Annotated in this window: 19 protein-coding genes and 2 pseudogenes; 14 read left to right on the top strand and 7 right to left on the bottom strand. The window is 38.1% G+C overall.

Features of this window, described 5'->3' with window-relative positions; all coding sequences use genetic code 11:
- The first annotated feature begins 50 nt into the window (after window positions 1-50).
- From rodZ to der, 6 genes are all read left to right on the top strand, one after another.
- A complete protein-coding gene (rodZ, locus tag G468_RS0102265) occupies window positions 51-1,079 on the top strand; it encodes a cytoskeleton protein RodZ (RefSeq protein WP_026821723.1) in 1,029 nt (342 codons plus the stop codon).
- Window positions 1,080-1,208: 129 nt separating this feature from the next.
- Complete coding sequence (gene ispG, locus G468_RS0102270) at window positions 1,209-2,330, top strand: flavodoxin-dependent (E)-4-hydroxy-3-methylbut-2-enyl-diphosphate synthase (protein WP_026821724.1); 1,122 nt, start codon at window positions 1,209-1,211, stop codon at window positions 2,328-2,330.
- 113 nt (window positions 2,331-2,443) lie between these two features.
- The gene (gene hisS, locus G468_RS0102275; protein ID WP_026821725.1) at window positions 2,444-3,721 is read left to right on the top strand and encodes a histidine--tRNA ligase; all 1,278 of its coding nucleotides are present in this window, start codon (window positions 2,444-2,446) and stop codon (window positions 3,719-3,721) included.
- Window positions 3,722-3,731: 10 nt separating this feature from the next.
- Entirely contained in the window at window positions 3,732-4,352 is a 621-nt protein-coding gene (locus tag G468_RS0102280) for a YfgM family protein (RefSeq protein ID WP_026821726.1), read from the top strand.
- 13 nt (window positions 4,353-4,365) lie between these two features.
- The gene (gene bamB / locus G468_RS0102285) at window positions 4,366-5,544 is read left to right on the top strand and encodes an outer membrane protein assembly factor BamB (RefSeq protein WP_026821727.1); all 1,179 of its coding nucleotides are present in this window, start codon (window positions 4,366-4,368) and stop codon (window positions 5,542-5,544) included.
- A gap of 128 nt (window positions 5,545-5,672) precedes the next feature.
- Window positions 5,673-7,154, top strand: coding sequence for a ribosome biogenesis GTPase Der (der, locus tag G468_RS0102290; RefSeq protein ID WP_026821728.1), 1,482 nt, complete (start codon window positions 5,673-5,675; stop codon window positions 7,152-7,154).
- 40 nt (window positions 7,155-7,194) lie between these two features.
- On the opposite strand, the gene hemF is transcribed toward der, so the two are convergent.
- Entirely contained in the window at window positions 7,195-8,103 is a 909-nt protein-coding gene (gene hemF / locus G468_RS0102295) for an oxygen-dependent coproporphyrinogen oxidase (protein WP_026821729.1), read from the bottom strand.
- 623 nt (window positions 8,104-8,726) lie between these two features.
- On the opposite strand from hemF, the pseudogene G468_RS19490 reads away from it, so the two are divergent.
- The 3 genes and pseudogenes from G468_RS19490 to cysM all read left to right on the top strand — a co-directional run.
- Window positions 8,727-9,065, top strand: a pseudogene (locus tag G468_RS19490) (GNAT family acetyltransferase); the annotation flags it as partial.
- A 285-nt stretch (window positions 9,066-9,350) separates the two neighbouring features.
- Window positions 9,351-9,956 (top strand): RpoE-regulated lipoprotein, encoded by a 606-nt coding sequence (locus G468_RS0102310; protein WP_026821730.1) that lies wholly within the window; start codon window positions 9,351-9,353, stop codon window positions 9,954-9,956.
- A gap of 175 nt (window positions 9,957-10,131) precedes the next feature.
- Entirely contained in the window at window positions 10,132-11,013 is an 882-nt protein-coding gene (cysM, locus tag G468_RS0102315) for a cysteine synthase CysM (RefSeq protein ID WP_026821731.1), read from the top strand.
- A gap of 114 nt (window positions 11,014-11,127) precedes the next feature.
- On the opposite strand, the gene crr is transcribed toward cysM, so the two are convergent.
- From crr to cysZ, 5 genes are all read right to left on the bottom strand, one after another.
- Window positions 11,128-11,637 (bottom strand): PTS glucose transporter subunit IIA, encoded by a 510-nt coding sequence (gene crr, locus G468_RS0102320; protein ID WP_026821732.1) that lies wholly within the window; start codon window positions 11,635-11,637, stop codon window positions 11,128-11,130.
- A gap of 54 nt (window positions 11,638-11,691) precedes the next feature.
- The gene (gene ptsI / locus G468_RS0102325) at window positions 11,692-13,419 is read right to left on the bottom strand and encodes a phosphoenolpyruvate-protein phosphotransferase PtsI (RefSeq protein WP_026821733.1); all 1,728 of its coding nucleotides are present in this window, start codon (window positions 13,417-13,419) and stop codon (window positions 11,692-11,694) included.
- Window positions 13,420-13,561: 142 nt separating this feature from the next.
- Window positions 13,562-13,819: a phosphocarrier protein Hpr gene (gene ptsH, locus G468_RS0102330; RefSeq protein WP_026821734.1), complete on the bottom strand. Its 258-nt coding sequence runs from the start codon at window positions 13,817-13,819 to the stop codon at window positions 13,562-13,564.
- A 364-nt stretch (window positions 13,820-14,183) separates the two neighbouring features.
- On the bottom strand, window positions 14,184-15,161 hold the full coding sequence (gene cysK / locus G468_RS0102335; RefSeq protein WP_026821735.1) for a cysteine synthase A: 978 nt from the start codon (window positions 15,159-15,161) through the stop codon (window positions 14,184-14,186).
- 326 nt (window positions 15,162-15,487) lie between these two features.
- Window positions 15,488-16,249 carry a sulfate transporter CysZ gene (gene cysZ / locus G468_RS0102340; protein WP_026821736.1) on the bottom strand — a complete coding sequence of 254 codons (762 nt, stop codon included), beginning with the start codon at window positions 16,247-16,249 and terminating at the stop codon, window positions 15,488-15,490.
- A gap of 219 nt (window positions 16,250-16,468) precedes the next feature.
- On the opposite strand from cysZ, the gene zipA reads away from it, so the two are divergent.
- The 4 genes and pseudogenes from zipA (at window position 16,469) to G468_RS0102365 (ending at window position 21,192) form a co-directional block, all read left to right on the top strand.
- Complete coding sequence (gene zipA, locus G468_RS0102345) at window positions 16,469-17,413, top strand: cell division protein ZipA (RefSeq protein WP_026821737.1); 945 nt, start codon at window positions 16,469-16,471, stop codon at window positions 17,411-17,413.
- 67 nt (window positions 17,414-17,480) lie between these two features.
- Window positions 17,481-19,493 carry an NAD-dependent DNA ligase LigA gene (gene ligA / locus G468_RS19495; protein WP_034249196.1) on the top strand — a complete coding sequence of 671 codons (2,013 nt, stop codon included), beginning with the start codon at window positions 17,481-17,483 and terminating at the stop codon, window positions 19,491-19,493.
- Between the two features lie 212 nt (window positions 19,494-19,705).
- A pseudogene (locus tag G468_RS19500) lies at window positions 19,706-20,890 on the top strand (NupC/NupG family nucleoside CNT transporter).
- A gap of 86 nt (window positions 20,891-20,976) precedes the next feature.
- Window positions 20,977-21,192, top strand: coding sequence for a DUF3820 family protein (locus G468_RS0102365; RefSeq protein ID WP_026821738.1), 216 nt, complete (start codon window positions 20,977-20,979; stop codon window positions 21,190-21,192).
- A gap of 654 nt (window positions 21,193-21,846) precedes the next feature.
- Here the strand turns inward: G468_RS0102365 and G468_RS0102370 are convergent.
- Window positions 21,847-22,158 (bottom strand): helix-turn-helix domain-containing protein, encoded by a 312-nt coding sequence (locus tag G468_RS0102370; protein ID WP_026821739.1) that lies wholly within the window; start codon window positions 22,156-22,158, stop codon window positions 21,847-21,849.
- Between the two features lie 227 nt (window positions 22,159-22,385).
- Between G468_RS0102370 and G468_RS0102375 the strand changes: the two genes are divergently transcribed.
- Window positions 22,386-22,658: a Cox family DNA-binding protein gene (locus tag G468_RS0102375; RefSeq protein ID WP_026821740.1), complete on the top strand. Its 273-nt coding sequence runs from the start codon at window positions 22,386-22,388 to the stop codon at window positions 22,656-22,658.
- Window positions 22,659-23,059: the final 401 nt, after the last annotated feature.

Below are 23,059 nucleotides of genomic sequence, written 5' to 3' on the forward strand. Positions count from 1 at the left end.
TATAAAGCCTTCATGATGTTAAAACTCAGAAAAGACCAATAGTTCCGCGAATGAATAGCAAACCTAAAACAGAAAAAACAGAAATCACCGTTGGCCAACGTTTATTGCAGGCACGGGAAACGCTAGGTCTTTCCCGAGAAATCGTTGCCGAACGACTTTGCTTAAAAGTATGCACCGTACGTGAGATAGAGGAAGACAGCAACTCCCATAGTGTTGATCCTACTTTCTTGCGTGGCTACATTCGTTCTTATGCAAAATTAGTGAAAATTCCAGAAAAAGAAATTCTTGAATTATTGGATAAACATACACCAGCAAAAGCGGCAGTAGTTTCTCCTATGCAAAGTTATTCCCTAGGAAAGACCCGCAAAAAACGGGAAGGCTGGTTAATGAAATTTACCTGGCTTATTATCATTATTTGTATTGCTATGGTAGGTATTTGGTGGTGGCAGGGATATAAAGTACAAAAACAAGAAATTGCCACTATGGCTGAACAGAATCGCTCGAATGCTATACAAATACCGTCAGATCCACCTTCTTCTACCGCTGGCACCGCAAACGCTATTGAACAAAATAATGTTAATACATCGTCAACAGAAACTAGTATCCCACCGGTAACTTCAGCGATAGCGAATAATGTCATCTCTCCGGCACCTCAATCTCCATTAACTTCTGAAACACTAAAAAATAGTGATAAAAATGTTAATACTGAGTCAGTCAATCCGACAGAAGTAAAAACAGTACCCTTGCCAGGCAGTATGACCAATAATAGTCATCCAGAGCGGAGTAGGGCAGAAGAAACCCCTGCTGATACTGATGCTGCTAGTTTAGAATCGGACGATGGGATTGTGATGAACTTTAAAGGGCAATGCTGGTTAGAAGTTCGTGATGCTAAAGGTAAGATTTTATTTAGCGGTATGAAAAATGCAGGCCAGAAACTTGAATTAAATGGTGAACCTCCTTATGAGTTTAATATTGGCATACCCGCCAATGTTAATTTGTTATTCAAAGGTAATTCGGTTGATCTAAATCGCTTTATTAAAGCTAATCGTCCAGCTAAATTTAAATTGCCTGGATTGTAAATGAATATTGTAAGACAACATCTATAAATAATGATAAATTGTGAACAAATAAGAAGCCATCGTCAATCCGATGGCTTCAATTATAGAAATAGCGTAAATTATTAAACATGGATGTTGAGGGAGAGTAATATGCATAATCAATCACCGATAAAAAGGCGTAAATCAACACGAATTTATGTAGGTAATGTTCCTGTTGGTGATAGTGCACCAATCACAGTTCAATCAATGACCAACACGCGTACAACGGATGTTGCAGCGACAGTCAAACAGATTAAATCTTTAGAACGAGTGGGCGTTGATATTGTACGTGTTTCTGTACCCACAATGGATGCAGCAGAAGCGTTTAAGCTCATTAAGCAACAAGTTAATGTTCCGGTTATTGCTGATATTCATTTTGATTATCGTATTGCACTAAAAGTTGCTGAATATGGTGCGGATTGTTTACGTATCAATCCAGGTAATATTGGTAATGAAGAACGTATTTGTCAGGTTGTTGACTGTGCACGCGATAAAAATATTCCTATTCGGATCGGTGTTAATGGTGGTTCATTAGAAAAAGATATTCAAGAAAAATATGGTGAGCCAACGCCGGCAGCGTTAGTTGAATCGGCAATGCGCCATGTGGATATATTGGATAGATTGAATTTTGATCAGTTTAAAATTAGTGTTAAAGCTTCAGATGTTTTTTTGGCCGTAGGCGCTTACCGTTTATTGGCTGATAAAATTGATCAGCCTTTACATTTAGGTATTACCGAAGCGGGTGGCGCGCGAGCAGGTTCGGTCAAATCTGCTATTGGACTAGGAATGTTATTGGCTGAAGGGATTGGTGATACATTACGTATTTCTTTAGCTGCAGATCCCGTTGAAGAGGTTAAAGTTGGTTTTGATATTTTAAAATCACTGCGTATTCGCTCACGAGGTATTAATTTTATTGCCTGTCCAACCTGTTCACGACAAGAATTTGATGTCATTGGTACCGTTAATGCTTTAGAAGAGCGATTGGAAGATATTATTACCCCAATGGATGTTTCCATTATTGGTTGCGTTGTTAATGGCCCAGGTGAAGCTGAGGTTTCTACCCTTGGTGTAACCGGAGCAAGGGCAAAGAGTGGATTTTATGAAGACGGTGTTCGTCAAAAAGAACGTTTAGATAATACTGATATGATTGAACAGTTGGAAGCTAAAATTCGGGCAAAGGCTGCTATGTTGGATGAAAATCAGCGGATTGATATCAAACGAATAGATATGTAGTTTAGTAATATTGGCTCAATATTATGGTGAGCCAATTTTGTTTATGGATTGCACCCTGTTAATATTCACTTTTATAATCCATATTATGGTAGATTTTTAAATAGAGAAATAACGTGGCTAAAAACATTCAATCTATTCGCGGTATGAATGACTGTCTTCCTGCCGATATTCAATTCTGGCAAAAAATTGAAAACAAATTAAAACAAATCCTTGCTAGTTATAGTTTTAGTGAGATACGAACCCCCATTGTAGAGCAAACCGCATTATTTTCGCGCGCAATAGGTGAAGTCACTGATGTGGTTGAAAAAGAGATGTATAGTTTTGATGATCGGGATGGCGACAGTATAACATTGCGTCCCGAGAATACAGCGGGTTGTGTGCGTGCTGGGATCGAACATGGTTTATTGTACAATCAGCAACAACGTCTTTGGTATTTAGGCCCAATGTTTCGTTATGAGCGGCCACAAAAAGGACGTTATCGCCAATTCCATCAGTTGGGTGCTGAAGTTTTTGGTTTAGCCGGTCCGGATATTGATGCCGAACTTATCATTATGACGGCACGTTGGTGGCGTGAGTTGGGGATTGCTAAACATGTTTCACTGGAATTAAATTCGATTGGCTCATTAGCAGCACGAGCAAAGTATCGTCAGGCATTAGTCACTTTTTTGCAACAATATGAAGATAAATTGGATGAGGATTGCCGACGTCGATTATCGACTAATCCATTACGCATTCTTGATTCAAAAAATCCTGACGTGCAAAAACTGCTTAATGATGCGCCATTACTGGCTGATTATCTTGATGATGACTCGAAACAACACTTTATCGGACTTTGCAAATTACTTGATACTGCAGGCGTTCAATATCGAATTAATCAACGTTTAGTTCGTGGTTTAGATTATTATAATCGCACTGTATTTGAGTGGGTTACTGATGCATTAGGTGCACAGGGAACGATATGTGCTGGTGGGCGTTATGATGGTCTGGTTGAACAGCTTGGTGGAAAAGCGACATCGGCAGTAGGTTTTGCGATGGGAATGGAGCGCATGGTGTTATTGGTGCGCCAAATTAATCCCGATTTTGTTGCTGAATGTACCTTAGTTGATGTTTATTTGGTTGCTTGTGGTGAAGCAAGTCAACAGGCAATATTAGTTCTGGCGGAAAAAATTCGCGATCAACTGCCAGCTTTGAAATTAATGACTCATCACGGTGGCGGTAATTTTAAGAAACAGTTAGCTCGAGCAAATAAATACCAGGCAAAAATTGCCTTAATTTTAGGTGAAGATGAGTATCAATCTGGTGAAGTCACGATAAAAGATTTACGCACGGGTGAACAGGAAAAACTTTCTCAGCAGAATATTGCTGTACGTTTGGTTGAACTTTTAGGTTAAAGGAGACTCTGTGGAAGTCTATACCACTGAAAACGAGCAGATCGATGCTATTAAACGTTTTTTTGTCAATAAGGGCAAAGCGTTATTAATTGGGCTAGTTATCGGAGTTGGTGCGATTATTGGTTGGAATTATTGGCAATCACATCAGGCAAATAGTTTGCAAGAAAGTGCCCAATCTTTTGAGCAAATTTCTTCTCAATTGCAGACCGGTTCAAATCAAGCACTGGCCGCTGCCGAGCAATTTGCTAATGAAACAAATAATATTTATGGTGTATTGACCAATATTGAGCTAGCTAAAATTGCGGTGGAAAAAAATGATATTGCTGGTGCAGAAAAAGCATTACTAAAGGCATTAACAATAGCCAAAGTAGATGATCTTAAGGATTTACTCAATGTCAGATTGGCACGCGTACAGTTAGCATTGAACAAGCCAGATCAGGCTCTGATTAGTTTGACGCAAGTGCAGGATAAAGGATGGAGTAGCATCGTTGAAGATATTCGTGGCGATATTTTACTGAAAAAAGGTGATATTGCCAGTGCTCGCGCAGCTTATTCTAAAGGAATTGAATCAAGTGGAGCTGACATGATGAAGACAATATTAAAAATAAAAATTAATAGCTTGCCAAACTAAGAGGAATATTAATATGCAATTGGGTAGAACACTCTTGGTGGGTTTATTGGCAGTGACATTATTAATGGGATGCTCAACGGAAAAAGATTCCATAGTGATGTCTCCTCTACCTGAGGTTGACAATCAATTTAGACCTTCTATCACTTGGCACCGCTCGATAGGCGATGGTAGTGGAAAATATTATTCTCAACTTTCGCCGGCTTACGATGATTCTGTTGTTTATGCAGCAGATCGTAAAGGAACGGTCAAAGCAATGGATGCTGATTCAGGTGAGATATTATGGTCAATTGATTTATCACAACAAGTTGGTTTTTTCACCGCTAATTTGCCGGCATTACTTTCCAGCGGACTAACGGTTTCAGGGGATAAGCTTTATATAGGAACAGAGACCGGCAAAGTTATTGCACTGAATAAAGCTGATGGGGAAATGGCATGGGAAACGGATGTTGCCGGAGAAGCGCTTTCGCAGCCAGTAGTTAGTGATGGTTTGGTATTGATCCATACCAGTAATGGTGTGTTACAAGCATTAGATGCGCACACAGGACAGAGTAAATGGAGTATTAATTTAGACACTTCAACATTATCAGTCAGAGGAAAGTCAGCGCCTGCTACTGCTTATGGCGTCGCGATTGTAGGTAGTGATGGTGGTCGTATTAGTGCTGTAATGCTTGCTCAAGGACAGATTGCTTGGCAACAATATATTTCTCAGATCCGTGGTGCAACTGAAATTGATCGTTTACACGATATCAATATGACGCCAGTTATTGATATCAATTCAGGCGCTATTTTTGCTATTGCCTACAATGGTGATTTAGTGGCTATGGATATGCGTTCTAGCCAAATTATCTGGAAGCGTGATCTAGGATCGGTGAATGATATTATTGTTGCCAATGATATAATCTACTTGGTTGATCAAAATGATCGCGTGTTAGCAATTCGTAAAAGTGATGGTGTCACTGTATGGGCGCAAGATGCATTATTACATCGTAATTTAACCGCACCAGCTATTTATGATGGTTATTTAGTGGTTGGCGATGGCGAAGGTTATCTTCATTGGCTAGATACCCAAGATGGTCAATTTGTGGCACAAAATAAAGTTGATAGTTCGGGGTTACGCAGCCGTCCGGTTATTGCCGGTGATAAATTGCTTATTCAGGCAAAAGATGGAACCATATATCTGATTGAACGTTAATTTCCTGACATTTTGTTATTTTCCAGATAGAATTAACGGCTGCTAATTTTCGCGGCCGTTTTATTTTTTTAGTATTCTGAAGATTGAAATCAGAATACCGATTTTAATTTTTATGGGGCATCTTAAAAATGATACCTGTCATTGCGCTGGTAGGGCGTCCAAATGTAGGAAAATCTACCTTATTTAACCGATTAACTCGCACTAGGGATGCACTGGTTGCTGATTTTCCGGGTCTAACGCGTGACCGAAAATACGGTAAAGCAGAGTTTGCAGGGCAGGAATTCATTATTATCGATACCGGCGGTATCGATGGTTCAGAAGAGGGAATAGAAAACCATATGGCTTCCCAATCCTTACTGGCGATTGAAGAAGCTGATATTGTTTTTTTTATGGTTGATGTGCGCTCAGGCTTGATGCCGGCAGATCATGCGATTGCTAAACATTTGCGCAGTCGCAAGAAGGAGACTTACCTGCTAGCAAATAAAACCGATGGTTTGGATATTGATACGGTATTAGGTGATTTTTATGCACTTGGTATGCGAGATATTTATCCGATTGCCGCATCCCATGGCCGTGGTGTTACTCAACTGATTGAAAAAGTGGTTGCTCCCTATTCTCCGCAAACATTAGCCAATGATATGGAATTATCGGAAGAGGAGGCCAATGCGGCTTATTGGCTGGCTCAGGAAGAGAAAGTAGCGCTTGAAAGTAGTGAAGAAGAAGCCTTTGATCCGCGGTCACTACCCATTAAATTAGCGATTGTTGGTCGGCCAAATGTGGGTAAATCGACATTAACTAACCGTATTTTGGGCGAGGAACGGGTCGTTGTTTACGATCTGCCTGGTACTACCCGTGACAGCATTTATATTCCGATGGAACGGGATGGATGTGAATATGTACTGATTGATACCGCTGGTGTTCGTAAACGGGGAAAAATAACTGAAACCGTCGAAAAATTCTCGGTGATCAAAACATTACAATCAATTGAAGATGCTAATGTTGTTTTACTTGTTATTGATGCTCGGCAAGGAATTTCTGATCAAGACTTATCATTACTCGGTTTTATTTTGAATGCGGGACGTTCTCTGGTGATTGCAGTCAATAAGTGGGATGGTATGTCACAGGAAGATCGACAATCAGTAAAAGATATGCTGGATTTACGATTAGGTTTTATTGATTTTGCTAAAGTTCATTTTATTTCAGCGTTGCATGGTAGTGGTGTGGGTAATCTATTTGAGTCTATTCAAGAAGCTTATGAATCGGCAACACGGCGAGTGGGTACAGCATTATTAACGCGTATAATGAAGATGGCTGAAGAAGAACATCAGCCACCACTAATTCGAGGCCGCAGAGTGAAAATGAAATATGCGCATGCCGGTGGTTATAATCCACCGATAGTGGTTATTCATGGCAATCAAGTCGCTGATTTACCCGATTCTTACAAACGTTATTTAATGAACTATTTTCGCCGTACATTACAGGTTATGGGGACGCCGATACGTATCCAATTTAAAGAAGGTGATAACCCTTATGCCGGTAAAAAAAATAAATTGACGCCAACGCAGCTGCGTAAGCGCAAACGTCTAATCGCCCATCTTAAAAAACGTTAATAACAAACAGCACGCTAAAAAATAAGTGTGCTGTTCGGGTTTATACCCATTCTTTTGCAATTAAAAACTGGTTATAAAGTTTTTCTTCATCTGAATTGGATTCAGGATGATAATTATATTCCCAGCGAACCAGTGGTGGTAAGGACATTAAAATTGACTCTGTTCTACCGCCAGTTTGTAACCCGAATAGGGTTCCTCGATCGCATACCAAATTAAATTCTGCATAACGTCCACGACGATATAATTGAAATTGGCGTTCGCGCTCACCCCAAGCTATCTCTTTTCTTTTTTCAACAATGGGCAAATAGGCATTAAGAAAACCATTACCTACATCCTGAGCAAAGTGAAAGCAGGTAGTAAAATCAGGTTGGTTTAAATCATCAAAGAAAAGACCACCAACTCCCCGTGGTTCATTGCGATGTTCGATAAAAAAATAGCGATCACACCATTTTTTATAGTGCGGATAAATCTCTTTTCCATAAGGTAAACAGACAGACTGTGCCGTCTTATGCCAGTGTATAATATCTTCTTCAAAACCATAATAGGGAGTTAAATCAAATCCACCGCCAAACCACCATATAGATGGTTCACCTGGTTTTTCTGCAATGAAAAAACGGACATTAGCATGAGCTGTTGGAATATATGGGTTGAGTGGATGAGTCACTAAAGAAACGCCCATCGCTTGATAGCGTCGTCCTGCTAGCAGTGGGCGATTTTCTGAAGCAGAAGCAGGTAATTGTTTACCACTTATATGTGAAAAATTAACTCCCGCCTGCTCAAAAATTGTCCCATGTTTTAATATACGACTACGGCCTCCTCCTTTGTGTTTATGTTGCCAGCTTTGTTCGGCAAATTTAGCGTTGTTATCGACATGTTCAAGTTGTTGACACAGCTTATCTTGCAAAGTGAGAAGAAATGCTTTCACTGCATTAATATCAGGTATATTCATAAGTTTAATTTTGATTATTATTAGAGCAGGAGATTAGCGTTTAATTATACACTTAATGCTGTCTGAGTGCATTTTGTTATTGATTGGATCTGATAGTATGGCAATAACGCTAGCAAAATATTAAACATGATTGCTTATTGATACTAATAGTAGAGTGATGCATGTTTCCGTTAGTTAAGTATGCAAATCGCAGTCTATTTAAAAACTGTCGTTGTTGCCAGTTTGAGTCTATGGTTAATACTATAATTATTGGGTAATAAAGTTAGTCTCAACAATTTCAGTTAAAAAGCGGAAGTATTTATCTATTTTCTTATCGTCAGAATGGATTTAATATAAAATTAATTTTAAAGAATAAAATTCTATCATTATTTAGTACTGGTATTATTATTTTAGTAAATTTAAATTACTTGGTATTAAAAAGCTATCGAACACGGAGTTAAGTGAATAGAATAATAGGTTTAAGTTATAACCCTTTGATTTATTTTAAATAAATTAAATTATTTAAAAGTGAAATAATGATTTATGGGGCATAAAATCAACATTTTCGGCGCTATCTAATTCATTTTATTTTGCTACTATCATTCTTGTTTAAATAATAAGAATGCAAATCTTTATCCCTCGCGGATATCGAGCGTAAAATGCTATCGGGCGCAGATCTTTTTTTAGTTGCTGAAATGGCAGGTGAAGTTGTTGGTACTGTCATGGGAGGATACGATGGTTATCAAGGCTCTGCATATTATTTAGCTGTTCACCCTGAATATCGTGGTAGAGGGATTGCCAATGCATTAATTAGTCGTTTAGAAAAAAAATTAATTGCTAAAGGTTGCCCACAAATTATGTTTTTAGTACCCGAAGAAAATGATGCTACCATCTGTATGTGTGAGAAAATGGCTTACGAAGAGTTACAGCAGGAAAATATTTTATATACTAAACGATTAATTGATGATCAGGCATTTGAGTGAGCAATTCGATTAATTTGATGATAGCAATATTTCTCTTTTTTGATACAAAATTATTATTAATTTATTTTTTGGAAAACTTTTTTATCGGTATTGCTGAGTTATTTCAAAATTGTCAGATTAATAAAAATTAATTTGCCCTTATCGTTGAAAAAGGCTTGTTTTACTTGCTTTTGGGTAGATTATTGACTTGTATTCTATCATGCTGTTAACTTTGCATATTATAAACATATTTTAAATAAAATTATTAATTTTTTTATTATATTGCAAATTGATTTAAGGGGTTTTATGCCACAACTTTTTGGGAACAGCCGAGTAAATTGGTTAAGAGTGTCATTTGTAACAAGTCTATTATCACTAACCGGATGTAGCAGTATTTCATGGTCAAGTTTATATCCCATGAATTGGTTTGCTAGTTCAGTTAAAATTTCTGCAACTGGTGTTGGTCAGATTAATAAAATGACCCCGATGAAAGAACAGATTATTGTTGCAGCGTTAGATGACCGATACTATTTTCGTTCTGGAATGCAAATTGAACAGGGGCAGTTAATGTCTCTTTTTCAAGGTATAAAAAATGATCAAGAAAAGATAGTCATTTATGGTATTGAAAAGGGCGAAGTTAAACGAATTGAAATTATGGATGAAGATATTAAAACAGTGTGGGATACACAAATAGGCATACCATTTTCGCAAATCTACCAAAATGCGGTGCAAGGTAGTTGTTACCCTGATCCTAATCAAACCAATATGTTAACCATAAATTGTGTTTCTCCCCAATCTAGCCATGTCATATATCGTTTTACTGGCAAATGGAGTGGACCTAAAAATTTAGTGCCATCAAATGATGTTTTAGCTAATTGGAAGGTCAGTGGTATTATTTGGTCAGCTCAATAACGCTTTAATTTAGTCATAAATTATATCAAAACATGACATAAAAATTGAATTATTAAATCCTTTAATCAAAGTGGCATATTATAAATTTATCGCAGGGATTATCAGCTATTTTTGTTGCGTATGATAATATTAGCGTTGTTTTATTCTTTATAATAAAAATAATTGGGTAAATAATGTGAATTATTTGGAAAATTTTATTGGTAATACGCCATTAGTTAAACTAAAAAGATTGACTAAAAATAGGGATGCTGAAATTTGGGTAAAACTAGAGGGTAATAATCCTGCCGGTTCTGTCAAAGATAGAGCTGCCCTATTTATGATCCAGCAAGCAGAAAAGCGCGGTCAAATTACCCCTGGTGATACCTTAATTGAAGCAACTAGTGGTAATACTGGGATTGCATTGGCAATGATAGCCACCATAAAAGGATATAAACTAAAATTATTAATGCCAGAAAATATGAGTATTGAACGTCAGTCAGTGATGCGAGCTTATGGTGCTGAGATAGTTTTGGTTAGTGAAGTGGAAGGAATGGAAGGGGCACGTGATCTTGCATTACGGATGCAAGCTCGATCTGAAGGAAAGGTACTTGATCAATTTAATAATCTTGATAATCCGTTAGCCCATTTTATGACGACAGGCCCTGAAATCTGGTGCCAAACAGCGGGGCGGATCACGCATTTTGTTTCAAGCATGGGTACAACCGGGACAATTACTGGTGTCAGCCAATATTTAAAATCTAAATCAAATAAAATAGAAATTATTGGTTTGCAGCCAGCTGAAAATAGCTATATTCCAGGAATTCGGCGCTGGTCTCGAGATTATATTCCAAGTATATTCAAAGCTGAACAAGTTGATAGAATATTGGATATCACTCAGATAGAAGCACAACAGATGATGAAAAATCTAGCAATAGATGAAGGCATCTTTTGTGGTGTTAGTTCAGGGGCCGCAGTGGCTGGCGCATTGCGCGTCGCTAAACAAAATCCTGGGGCGGTTATTGTGACGATTATTTGTGATAGAGGGGATCGCTATCTTTCCACCGGGTTATTTAATTGAATTAAATAACATTAAAGACAAATTGTTGCTTATAGGAAACCGTTCTTGTTACTAAGTAGTGAAATAGAAAAGAAATTCCCTTCATAAATAATTAATGAAGGGAAGAATTATAGTTTATTTTTTGATCTGCATAATAACGGTTTCACCTACCACGACAGAGCCAGTTAGTTTAGTTAGCTCTTTTATTTCATCCATATTAGAAATGACCACAGGTGTTAATGTCGATTTTGCTTTTTCTTCTAATAGAGGAAGATCAAGTTCAAGTACTAAATCACCTTTTTGTACTTTTTGTCCTTCCTCTGCTAGGCGAGTGAATCCTTCGCCCTTTAACTCAACTGTATCAATACCAAAATGGACAAATAACTCAATACCATTATCTGACTCAATAGAAAATGCATGGTTGGTTTCAAATATTTTACCAATCGTCCCATCAACTGGAGCCACAATTTTGTTACCAGTAGGCTTGATAGCAATACCATCACCAACAATTTTCTCGGCAAAAACAACATCTGGAACATCTTCTATATTAACAATTTCACCTGAAATTGGGGCAATAATATCAATATTACCAGTGCTATTTTTATCATCTGAAACCAGTGATTTGAGTTTGTCAAACAGACCCATGGATCTTCTCCTAATTAATTGTTTTCTTATGGGGTCAAGAGTTGGTTGATGATTTTAGCAAAGTGTTTTTTCTTTAATAAATGTTTCAACCAAATCCATCAATTCCTTCGCTGTCGGTTGATTAAGAGCTTGTTCTGCTAATGTTTTTGCATCTTTGAAATTTGCATTTCGAATAATTTTTTTAATACTTGGGATTGAGATTGCACTCATACTAAACTCATCTAATCCCATACCAAGTAATAATAGTGTAGCACGTTCATCACCAGCAAGCTCACCACACATACCTGTCCATTTGCCTTCTGAATGAGAAGCATCAATAACTTGTTTAATAAGTTTTAACACCGAAGGAGACATTGGATTATAAAGATGAGAAATCAGATCATTTCCGCGATCCACGGCTAAGGTATACTGTGTTAGATCATTGGTTCCAATACTGAAAAAATCAACTTCTTTTGCTAAATGATGAGCAATAACCGCAGCCGCTGGTGTTTCAATCATTATTCCTACTTCAATCGATTGATCGAAAGCGTGCTTTTCCTCGCTTAACTGCTTTTTAAGTATTGCTAATTCTTCTTTCAAGGTACGAATTTCTTCCACAGAAATAACCATAGGAAACATAATGCGTAGTTTACCGAAAGCAGAAGCTCTTAAAATAGCACGTAATTGAGCATGAAGGATTTCTTTGCGATCAAGAGAAATACGAATTGCTCGCCAGCCAAGAAAAGGATTCTCTTCTTTCGGTAGGTTCATATAGGGAAGGTCTTTATCCCCACCAATATCCATGGTACGAATAATAATAGCTTGTGGATCCATGGCTTCTGCGACCGCTTTATAAGCCTGAAATTGTTCTTCTTCGCTAGGTAAATTATTGCGATCCATAAACAGAAATTCAGTACGATATAGGCCTACACCTTCAGCGCCATTACGCTCAGCGCCTTCTACATCACGTACAGTACCAATATTGGCGCAAACTTCAACTTGATGACCATCTAAAGTTATTGCTGGCAAATCTTTTAATTTTGCGAGCTCGCTTTTTTCACGTAAATATTCTTCTTTAATTTGTTTAAGCTTGTCAATTTCACTATCAGATGGATTTTGATAAATATGATTATTGATAGCATCTAAAATAATATAATCATTTTGTTGGATGTGCTTGGTTGCATTGCTGGTGCCAACAATAGCCGGAATTTCCAGCGATCTGGCCATAATTGAAGTATGAGAAGTGCGTCCGCCTAAATCGGTAATAAAACCAAGCACTTTCTGCAAGTTTAATTGTGCTGTTTCAGAGGGGGTAAGATCGGCTGCAACTAAAATGACTTCTTCTGTAATTGAACCAAGATCAACAATAGGCAATTCTAGAATATTTTTTAGTAGGCGTTTACCAATATCTCTGACGTCAGCGGCACGCTCTTTGAGGTATTCGTCATCCAGTTCTTCTAAGGCTGTGGCCTGTTCTTCAATCACTTTTTGGGTTGCTGCATCTGCAGTTTTGTGCTCTTTTTTTATGAAAGAAAGAATTTCCTGCTCAAGTTCTTCATCTTCAAGCAGCATTATATGACCTTCAAATATTTCCGCTTTTTCTTCACCAAGATTTTTTTCTGCGGTTTTTTTTATCGTTTTTAATTGTTCTATTGCTTTTTCGCGTCCAGCAATAAAGCGGTTAATTTCACTGTCAATTTGCTCATCAGAAATTTTCTTTTGATTGACAACAATTGGCGCTTCTTTAAGAATTAATGCCTTGCCGAAGGCGATACCTAGTGATACTGAAATTCCTAAAATCATAAATGTTACCTTACTACCAATGGGCGAAAAATAGTTAGCTCATAGGACTATGGCTTTAATACTTACGGTTAAATAGATATCCCTGGATAAAGGTATCCAGGGATAAAAAATAGAAGATAAATGCTATATTGCCCGTATGTCATTACTCCAATTCAGCCATCAGCTTAACTAGATGTTCTACTGCTTTCTGCTCATCTTCACCTTCGGCAGAAATAGTGACAACAGTTCCCTGAGTCAGGCCGAGTGTTTGCAGTTTAAATAGACTTTTTGCGCTTGCCGATTTGCCGTTATAAGTAAGCGTAATTTCAGAAGAAAAACTTTTTGCCTCTTTGACAAATTGAGCCGCCGGGCGAGTGTGAAGACCATTAGGTGCTGTGATGGTGACTTCTTGTTGGAACATATTGTTTCCCTCAACAAACTTAATATTTTTTATTAGTAAATCCAAAATATTTTAGCTGAAATAATTTGGATTTGCGTATTACTTTTCAGTGATAATAAAAGAAAAATGTTTTCATTCGATTATCAATCATAAATTTTATCTATATCGACATTATAGCCAGGCATGATAATTTGCCTAGTTTATGTCCTGTTGTTAAATTTTTCACTGCTCATTTTTTGATTAATTTCGATTGTCGAAATAATTAATGACTTAAATACTAAACTCGTTTCAAGAAATCATCTTAATACACACTAAACTTTGATCTATGACACAAAAAAAGCACTTTTAAAGTGCTTTTTTAGCTAATTGTGCTCAAAAAAAGTCATTAGCTCGGTTTGGCAGCAGAAAATAAATCGGTACTTAAATAACGTTCACCGGAAGAAGGTAAAATAACCACTATATTCTTATTTTGAAATTCTGGTTTTGCGGCTAATTTTACCGCTGCAGCAACCGCTGCGCCGGATGATATACCGGCTAAAATACCTTCTTTCTGCATAATTAGACGAGCGGTTTGTATCGCTTCGTCATCGCTAATAGCAAATACATCATCAATAAGCGAAAGATCAAGATTATCAGGGATAAAACCAGCGCCTATACCTTGGATTTTATGTGGACCAGGTTTTATTTCTTTACCCGCTAATGTCTGACTTATTACTGGTGATGCGGCGGGCTCGACAGCAATCATTTTAATGGCTTCACCGCCTGCTGTTTTTTTTAGATAACGGCCAATGCCAGTAATTGTACCACCGGTGCCCACTCCAGCGACGACAGCGGCGATTTCACCGTCAGTATCTTGCCAAATTTCAGGTCCGGTTGTTTTTTGATGAATTTCAGGATTGGCTGGATTATTAAATTGTTGAAAAAGAAGGTATTGATCGGGCGCACCGGCAACAATTTCGATTGCTTTTTCAATAGCTCCCTTCATGCCTTTAGCGCCTTCAGTTAAGACTAGATTAGCACCAAGCGCTTTTAATAATTTACGTCGCTCAAGACTCATTGTTTCAGGCATAGTCAAGGTAAGCTTATATCCGCGTGCAGCGGCTACGTAAGCCAGGGCAATCCCGGTATTGCCACTGGTCGGCTCAATTAACGTTTTATTGGTTGCTAATTTGGATAGTTTTGGGGTTAACAGGCCTTTTTTTTCTGCATCCCAAATCATATTTGCCCCAATGCGGCATTTTACGCTAAAACTCGGATTACGTGATTCGATTTTTGCTAACAAATTTCCGTTACCAAAGTGTTTCAAACGAACTAATGGAGTATGACCAATAGTTAGCGAGTTATCTTCATAGATGTTACTCATCGATCGTCCTTAGTATTTTTCAGAAGCGATAAACATGGCTAAATATAGTACTAATCACCATACGCTAAGCGAATTATTTTGGAAATAAAAATTTATACTATTGTTCTATTGGATAGGTAGTTATCGCACTTTGATGAATTTTACTAACTGTTATAACGGAATATTGAATGGTCGTTAATGATTATCTTTCAGCAAATTAAGCGCAATTTTTTAGCTGATTGTGGTTATTAGCATCAAATAGCCAATCATCATTTTTATGATTATTGTTGCCATCTGAAAATAGCTGAAGTCAGGGTAAGAAATTTTAGCTAACTTCAGCGTTTGAGTTAATAGCTGCTATGTCGCAGACGGTAAAGATCAACCCACATTGCTGTTGCACCACAGATTGCAACAGGCATGATAACCAAATTAATAATTGGGATCATGGTCAACAAATTGACTAATGCACCAAACTGGATACTGGTTGTTCGATTCTTGGCAAGTGCCAACTTCATTTGATCAAATTTTACTTTATGATTATCAAAAGGATAATCACAGTATTGAATTGCCATCATCCAAGCACCAAATAAAAACCATAAAATCGGAGCGACTGTCTGCGCAATACCGGGAATAAAAAACAGGATAAGCAACGGAATAACGCGAATAAGATAGTAGCATAATTTGGTTACTTCCCGTGCTAAGATTCGCGGTATGTCTGCAATAAGTACCGCAAAACTGGTATCAGGTGCCGGTGTTCCCGTTAATTCCGCTTCCAATTTTTCTGCTAACCAGCCATTAAAAGGAGAAGCAATAAAATTGGCGATGGTGCTAAAGAAGTAGCCAAATATAAGCAAAATCGAGATCACCGCAATAGGCCATATTAGATAACTCAACCACTGCATCCAACTGGGAACATAAGAGAGTAACGTTTGGATCCAGCCGCCTAATTTACTATAAAGCCACCAAAAGGCACTACCAAGTAGAATAATATTTGCTAATAGAGGTAAAATAACGAAACGTCTTATACTAGGGCGAGTAACTAGCTGCCATCCTTGAGCAAAATAATAGAAACCGTTCGCAGTTTTTAGTGATTTTATTGAATTAATCATACTTCATATTTTCTCCTTTAGGTTTGATCTTGTATCATATAGATAGGATTTTTAGCTGGCTAGTATTTTTTTGGCTAAAAAAACAGCAAAAAAAGAATAAATATCTAACTTTTTGTAAGAAAATTATGTAGAGGGTTGCACTTAACGTTATTGGCAAATACTCTTAATATAATGATAGCGCCATGGTGGCGATTATTTTCAAACAACAGAGATAGAGCGATGCAGGATTTGCGTCTAATATTAGTGGTCGTTGGTGCGATAGCTATAATAGCTTTACTGTTACATGGCTTTTGGACAAGTCGTAAAGAGCGTTCGAAGCTATTTAAAGATCGCCCTATGAAGCGCCGTAAGCAACCTACTCAGGATACAGCTGAGAGTGTAAGCTCGCCATCGCTTGGCGATAAAACAGTGGAGGCACAACAATCAGCATCTAAATTGACACGTCAGGAGGCAAATGAACAATTTGCTTCCCAAAAATCTGAATCATCTAAGGTCGTTAAAACACCTAATGATGATCCACATTTAGCTGATACTGACGTCGTAATTGGATCTGGTGCTAAGCAAGAAAAAAGTGTTCAAACTAAACAGCTTGAACTGGAAATTTCGCAGCCTGCGCCAAATTCAATGAGTAGTGAAGAAATAAAAGGACCTTTCGTAGCAAACGCAGTAGAGGGCAACCAACAGGTGGTTGGTGAAGTTGAACATCCTGATGGAGGAAAACAACACAGTAACTTAGCCCCTGAAGCTAATAAAAAAGATATTGTGGTTGTTTTACATGTTGCGGCACTGCAAGGTCAAGTTTTAGGTGGTGATCTGTTGTTACAAAGTATTTTTCAATCCGGTTTTCAGTTTGGTGAAAAACAGATATTTCATCGTCATGTTGATCCTTCTGGTTCTGGGCAGATTTTATTTAGCTTAGCCAATATGGTCAAACCCGGTTCTTTTGAGCCAGAGGCCATGTCTGATTTCACCACGCCCGGTGTTTCTATATTTATGATGGTACCCTCCTACGGTGATTCAGCACAAAACTTCAAGTTGATGTTGCAAGCAGCACAACGTATTGCGGCTGATGTTGGTGGTGTTGTGCTTGATGAGGATCGCAAAATGCTGACTCCCCAAATGATCGAGGTATATCATAGCCGAATTAGAAATGCATTAACTTAAATCATAGCTTGATTAGTAATTGACCCCCGTGATAACGGGGGTTTTGTCTTTAGTTGTATGGTGAATAATGAAAGAACAACAAAATTATCTTGCGCGGCTTAAACAGCAATTACGGCATCATGAATATCTTTATCATGTATTAGATACCCCAGAAATACCTGATGCAGAATATGATCGGTTGATGCAAGAATTGAAAAAATTAGAGGCTGAGCATCCAGAATGGATCACGGCTGATTCGCCAACACAACGAGTTGGTGCTGCGCCATTGACGGCTTTTGAGCAGGTACGCCATGAAATACCGATGCTGTCATTAGATAACGTTTTTGATGAAGAGAGTTATTTAGCTTTTGATAAACGAGTGCATGATCGTTTAAAAAATAATAGCCAGTTGACATTTTGTTGTGAGCTTAAATTAGATGGTTTAGCGGTCAGCTTGTTATATGAACAGGGTGAACTGGTACAAGCAGCTACGCGGGGTGATGGTACAACCGGCGAAAATATTACGGCTAATATTCGTACTATTCGAGCAATTCCGCTGCGTTTAACCGGCGATAATATTCCTGAGCGGATTGAAATTCGCGGTGAAGTTTTTATGACTCATCGGGGGTTTGAAAAACTGAATGAAGAAGCTCGGCGTAATGATGGTAAAATTTTTGCCAATCCACGTAATGCTGCGGCAGGCTCATTGCGTCAGCTAGATCCCCGTATTACTGCCAAAAGACCATTAGCCTTTTTTTGTTATGGTTTTGGCTTACTGGCGGGTGGTCAATTGCCTGCTAGCCACTATCAATGTCTAATGCAGTTTAAAAAATGGGGATTACCCGTTAGTGATAAGATAGCGCTTTGCCAAAATAGCCAACAAGTTTTAGCCTATTATCACCAAATTGAGCATGCACGTTTAGGCTTAGGTTTTGATATTGATGGTGTTGTTATTAAAGTGGATCCATTGCAGCTGCAAGAAGAGCTCGGTTTTGTTGCTCGCGCTCCACGATGGGCGACGGCATTTAAATTTCCTGCTCAAGAACAGATCACTTTATTACATGATGTTGAATTTCAAGTAGGACGTACCGGTGCTATTACGCCGGTTGCTCGATTAGCGCCAGTTCTAGTTGCAGGCGTTATCGTAAGTAATGCAACATTGCACAATGCTGATGAGATAGAACGATTAGGCGTACGCATTGGGGATACCGTCGTTATTCGTCGAGCAGGTGATGTGATCCCACAGATTGTTAATGTACTTACTGATCGTCGTCCTATTGATAGCCGAGAAATTCGGTTCCCTATTCACTGTCCGGTTTGTGGTTCAGCCATTGAGCGTATTGAAGGTGAGGCGGTGATCCGTTGTACTGGCGGGTTAATTTGTGCGGCCCAACGTAAAGGCGCCTTAAAGCACTTTGTTTCGCGCCGAGCAATGGATATTGATGGAATGGGTGATAAGATTATTGATCAATTAGTTGCTAAAGAGTATGTAACAACAGCGGCTGATCTTTACCGTCTAAATCTGGATATTTTAGCCAGATTAGAGCGTATGGGGCCAAAGTCGGCACAAAACTTAATTAATGCGCTTGATAAATCCAAACAAACCACATTAGCCCGCTTTATTTATGCGTTGGGTATTCGGGAGGTTGGGGAAGCAACGGCAAGCAATTTGGCGGCACATTATACCACGTTAACTTCTCTTATGGCTGCTGATATAGAGTCGCTCAAAAAGGTCCAAGATGTTGGCGAGATAGTGGCGAAGCATATTGTCAATTTTTTTCACGAACAGCATAACCGGGATGTTGTTAATCAATTAGTGAACGAAATTGGTATTAGCTGGCCAAGAATGCCGGCTAAAAAAACGGATAGTCCATTTACTGGCAAAACGATAGTTTTAACCGGCACATTAAATCGTTTAACGCGTGATGAGCTAAAAGATAAATTAATATTACTTGGCGCAAAAGTCACGGGCAGTGTTTCGAAAAAAACCGATCTAGTGATTGCTGGTGAGGCCGCTGGTTCTAAATTGACCAAGGCCAATGAGTTAGGAATAAAAATTATCAATGAGGATGAATTAATCGCATTACTCGAAGATCATTAATATTTTATCGCTTTTTGGCGTAGTAATTCGCAGTATATTGGCTGCTTTAATTTTGCAATGCTTTTATTCATTATCAATTAGCTATCTGCAAGTTAAATCATTAACTTACTCATTTAATGCTATTTTTAGTGATTAAAATCACACCCGATTATTTTCTATTACATAAAATAATATAACTATTTGTTAAATTAAAAACCGATTTGGAAATATTTATGTCTACAGTTTTTCACTTTCTTTTATCCATTATTCTGATTGGTGGGTTATCGATTTTAACCAGTAGCGATCGGGCTAGTATTCGCATTCGCTACGTTTTGCAACTATTAATTATTGAGTTACTATTGGCTTGGTTCTTCCTAAATTCGGATATTGGACAGGGATTTGTTGCTAGATTTGCTAAATTTTTTGACTATTTATTAGTTTATGCGGCGGCAGGAACCGATTTTGTATTTGGTGGCATGATGGATGCAAATCTCGCGACCTTCTTTCTACGCGTATTGTGTCCAATTATTTTTGTTTCAGCGTTAATTGGCATCTTGCAACATATCAAAGTGCTACCTTTTATTATTAAAATAATAGGCACGTTACTGGCTAAAGTTAATGGTATGGGAAAGTTGGAATCTTTTAATGCGGTCAGTTCATTGATTCTTGGTCAGTCAGAAAACTTTATTGCATATAAAGATATATTGAGTCAAATATCACCACGTCGTATGTATACGATGGCAGCAACGGCCATGTCGACGGTGTCTATGGCGATTGTTGGCGCTTATATGGGAATGCTTGATCCTAAGTATGTTGTTGCAGCACTCATCCTGAATATGTTTAGTACATTCATTATCCTCTCGTTAATTAATCCTTATTCAGTTAAAGAAGAAGAGGATATTTAAGTCAGTCATCTGCATGATGGACAAAGTTTTTTTGAAATGTTAGGCGAATATATTCTGGCCGGTTTTAAAGTTGCTTTAATAGTCGCAGCCATGCTGATTGGTTTTATTGCCATTATTGCCGGAATTAATGCCATTTTCAGTGCAGTGATAGGAATAAGTTTTCAGGATTGTTTGGGCTATGTGTTTTATCCATTAGCATGGATCTTGGGTATTCCTGCTGAAGATGCACTTAAAGTAGGGAGTATTATGGCCACCAAATTAGTGTCTAATGAATTTGTGGCGATGGGATATTTAAAACAAGTTGCTGCTGAGTTATCCCCTCGTTCAGTGGGCATTTTGTCGGTCTTTTTAGTCTCTTTTGCTAACTTTTCATCAATAGGAATTGTTGCCGGCGCAATCAAAGGTCTCGATGAAAAGCAGGGAAATGTTGTTTCTAGTTTTGGCTTAAGATTATTATATGGTTCCACGCTAGTAAGTTTCTTATCTGCAGCGATAACGGGCTTAGTTTTGTGATAATTTAACTGCGTATTTTACCAAGCGACGTTCTTTATTAAAGAATGTCGCGTTTGGTTCAATCAATGAATATATTGGAATGCTGCATGCAGAAACAGGATCTGATCGATATTGCTAATACTGTTATCCCATTCGGTAAATACAAAGGACGGGTTTTGATCGACTTACCAGAAGAATATTTACTTTGGTTTGCGCGTAAAGGTGAATTTCCTCAAGGGAGATTAGGTTATTTAATGGAAATGACATTAACCGTTAAGGTAGAAGGGTTAGACAATTTAGTTAAACCACTAAAGCGTTTATAGTAAGCAATGGGATTTTAAGATCGTTTAAACATATTTGGCTGGAATTCAAATTTGGTGGAGCTAAGCGGGATCGAACCGCTGACCTCTTGCATGCCATGCAGCATTGTTTTTTTTATTTTTGTTTTTATATCAAATGGTTATTTGTTTTTTTATCCTATAAGTTACAAAAATTTATCCTTATGTACTCGTTGATGTGCCAAAGCACTGTCACAAAATTGACACACAACTTTCCCTAGTTAAAATGTAGTGGCCTGGTCAATTAGGCCACCTAAGTTGAAGAGATATGCTTACCTCATAATTTTTATAGGTGCCGGTAATGAGTGAAAAAAATTACTGTTGAATTTAAATGTGAAACTGGCAGGATGCAAATAAGGAGCTAGTAAAGCAGCTTTTAGCCGATGGTGTAGAACGTAAAAATATTAAGCGCTATACCGGCCTTTCAGATAATGAACTAGATAAACTATGAGGCAAGAAGCTAGCTTGCCTCTAGGTTATAGGTTAATCTTAATATAAATAATAACTTATTGATTTTTATAGTATATCCTATTTTTCCTTTCAGCACCCAATAACTTTCAGTAAGAACTCCCAGAAACTACTAACGTACCATTGGTTACATTACTATTGTTTCTGCGATCATCCAATAATCATGTAAATCTAGCAACCATTGGCCTCCGGATGGGAAGATTTTTTTTGACCCTTCTTCTTCGAAATGTTTAAGCCATCGAGAGAGAAAGCCGGCTCGATTTGGCCGGATTCTGGAGCTACTTTATCAGTCATTAACCAGAGGGTATATTTTTCAAATCTAGGATGTTTTGTAATTATTTGAAGAGTCGTCCACCCTGGTTCATTATGATTCCCTTCTAGTTTTTTCAATGTACTTATCGATATCCCGATAATCTTACATAGTTCTGCTTGACTCAGTCTTTCTGCTTTACGGATAGCTTTAAGTTTTTCAGAAATTAACATTTGACGAGGTTCCGATTTGTATTCTATACTCATAATTATAGGTTCCGATTTATATACTTAATTAGGTGTAAAAAAACACAAATGCCGTCAAATCCACCTAAAACCGGAAAAATAGCGGCAAATGCACCCAGTGTTAAGCATAACAGATTAAAGCTCTATTTTTGATGTTTAAAAGGTCAGGAACGGTCTACAGCGGTCTAGAAGGGTCTAAAACACATGAGGCACGAATGATTAAGAGTGACTACACAGGGCAATATCCCGTTGACGCGGTAACGATAGAAAAGTTTGCCGAGTTGATCGGTAAGACAGATGAAGCCGTTAGAGTGATGATTAAACGAGAAAAATTACCTGTGGTGGATTTTCAAGACCCGAACAAACCTAATTCACGGGTAAGCGAAACGTGGATATACCTCCCTGAATTCAATCGCATAGTCCGAGAAGCCTACTTTAACCGTCCCGCAGAAGAACGAGACGCTTGGATTAAGTGGTTTAAGAAGTAATTGTACGAAAGGGCTGTGGCCCTCTACAGCAAGTTTTCCGGCTGTGAAAGTTCCTTAACATTTTGGTATCAGCAAAAAAAGTCTGTGAAACGGATGGCAGGGAAATTGCGCCTGTAATTTGCTGATAGCTTCGTAGGTTGTTTATGCGAAGCGGAGTTGAGCCTACTATCGTAGGGACTTTCCAGCCGGAGTATGCCGATACAGGTGTACACAAACCCCAAATAACCAATAGGTGGATTTGTAGTAAGTACTTTTCGTGCTTAGCATAAATCTTCTTATAGAGGGAGACATTTATCCATGAATGCTCGACAACGTTGCCGTGAACGTAGGCAAATGCACTATAGAGATCAGTGTAGAATACGCACAATAAGATTAAATTTACTCAAAAAACGCTCCACCGA

The sequence above is a fragment of the Arsenophonus nasoniae DSM 15247 genome (assembly GCF_000429565.1).
Lineage (GTDB): Bacteria > Pseudomonadota > Gammaproteobacteria > Enterobacterales > Enterobacteriaceae > Arsenophonus > Arsenophonus nasoniae.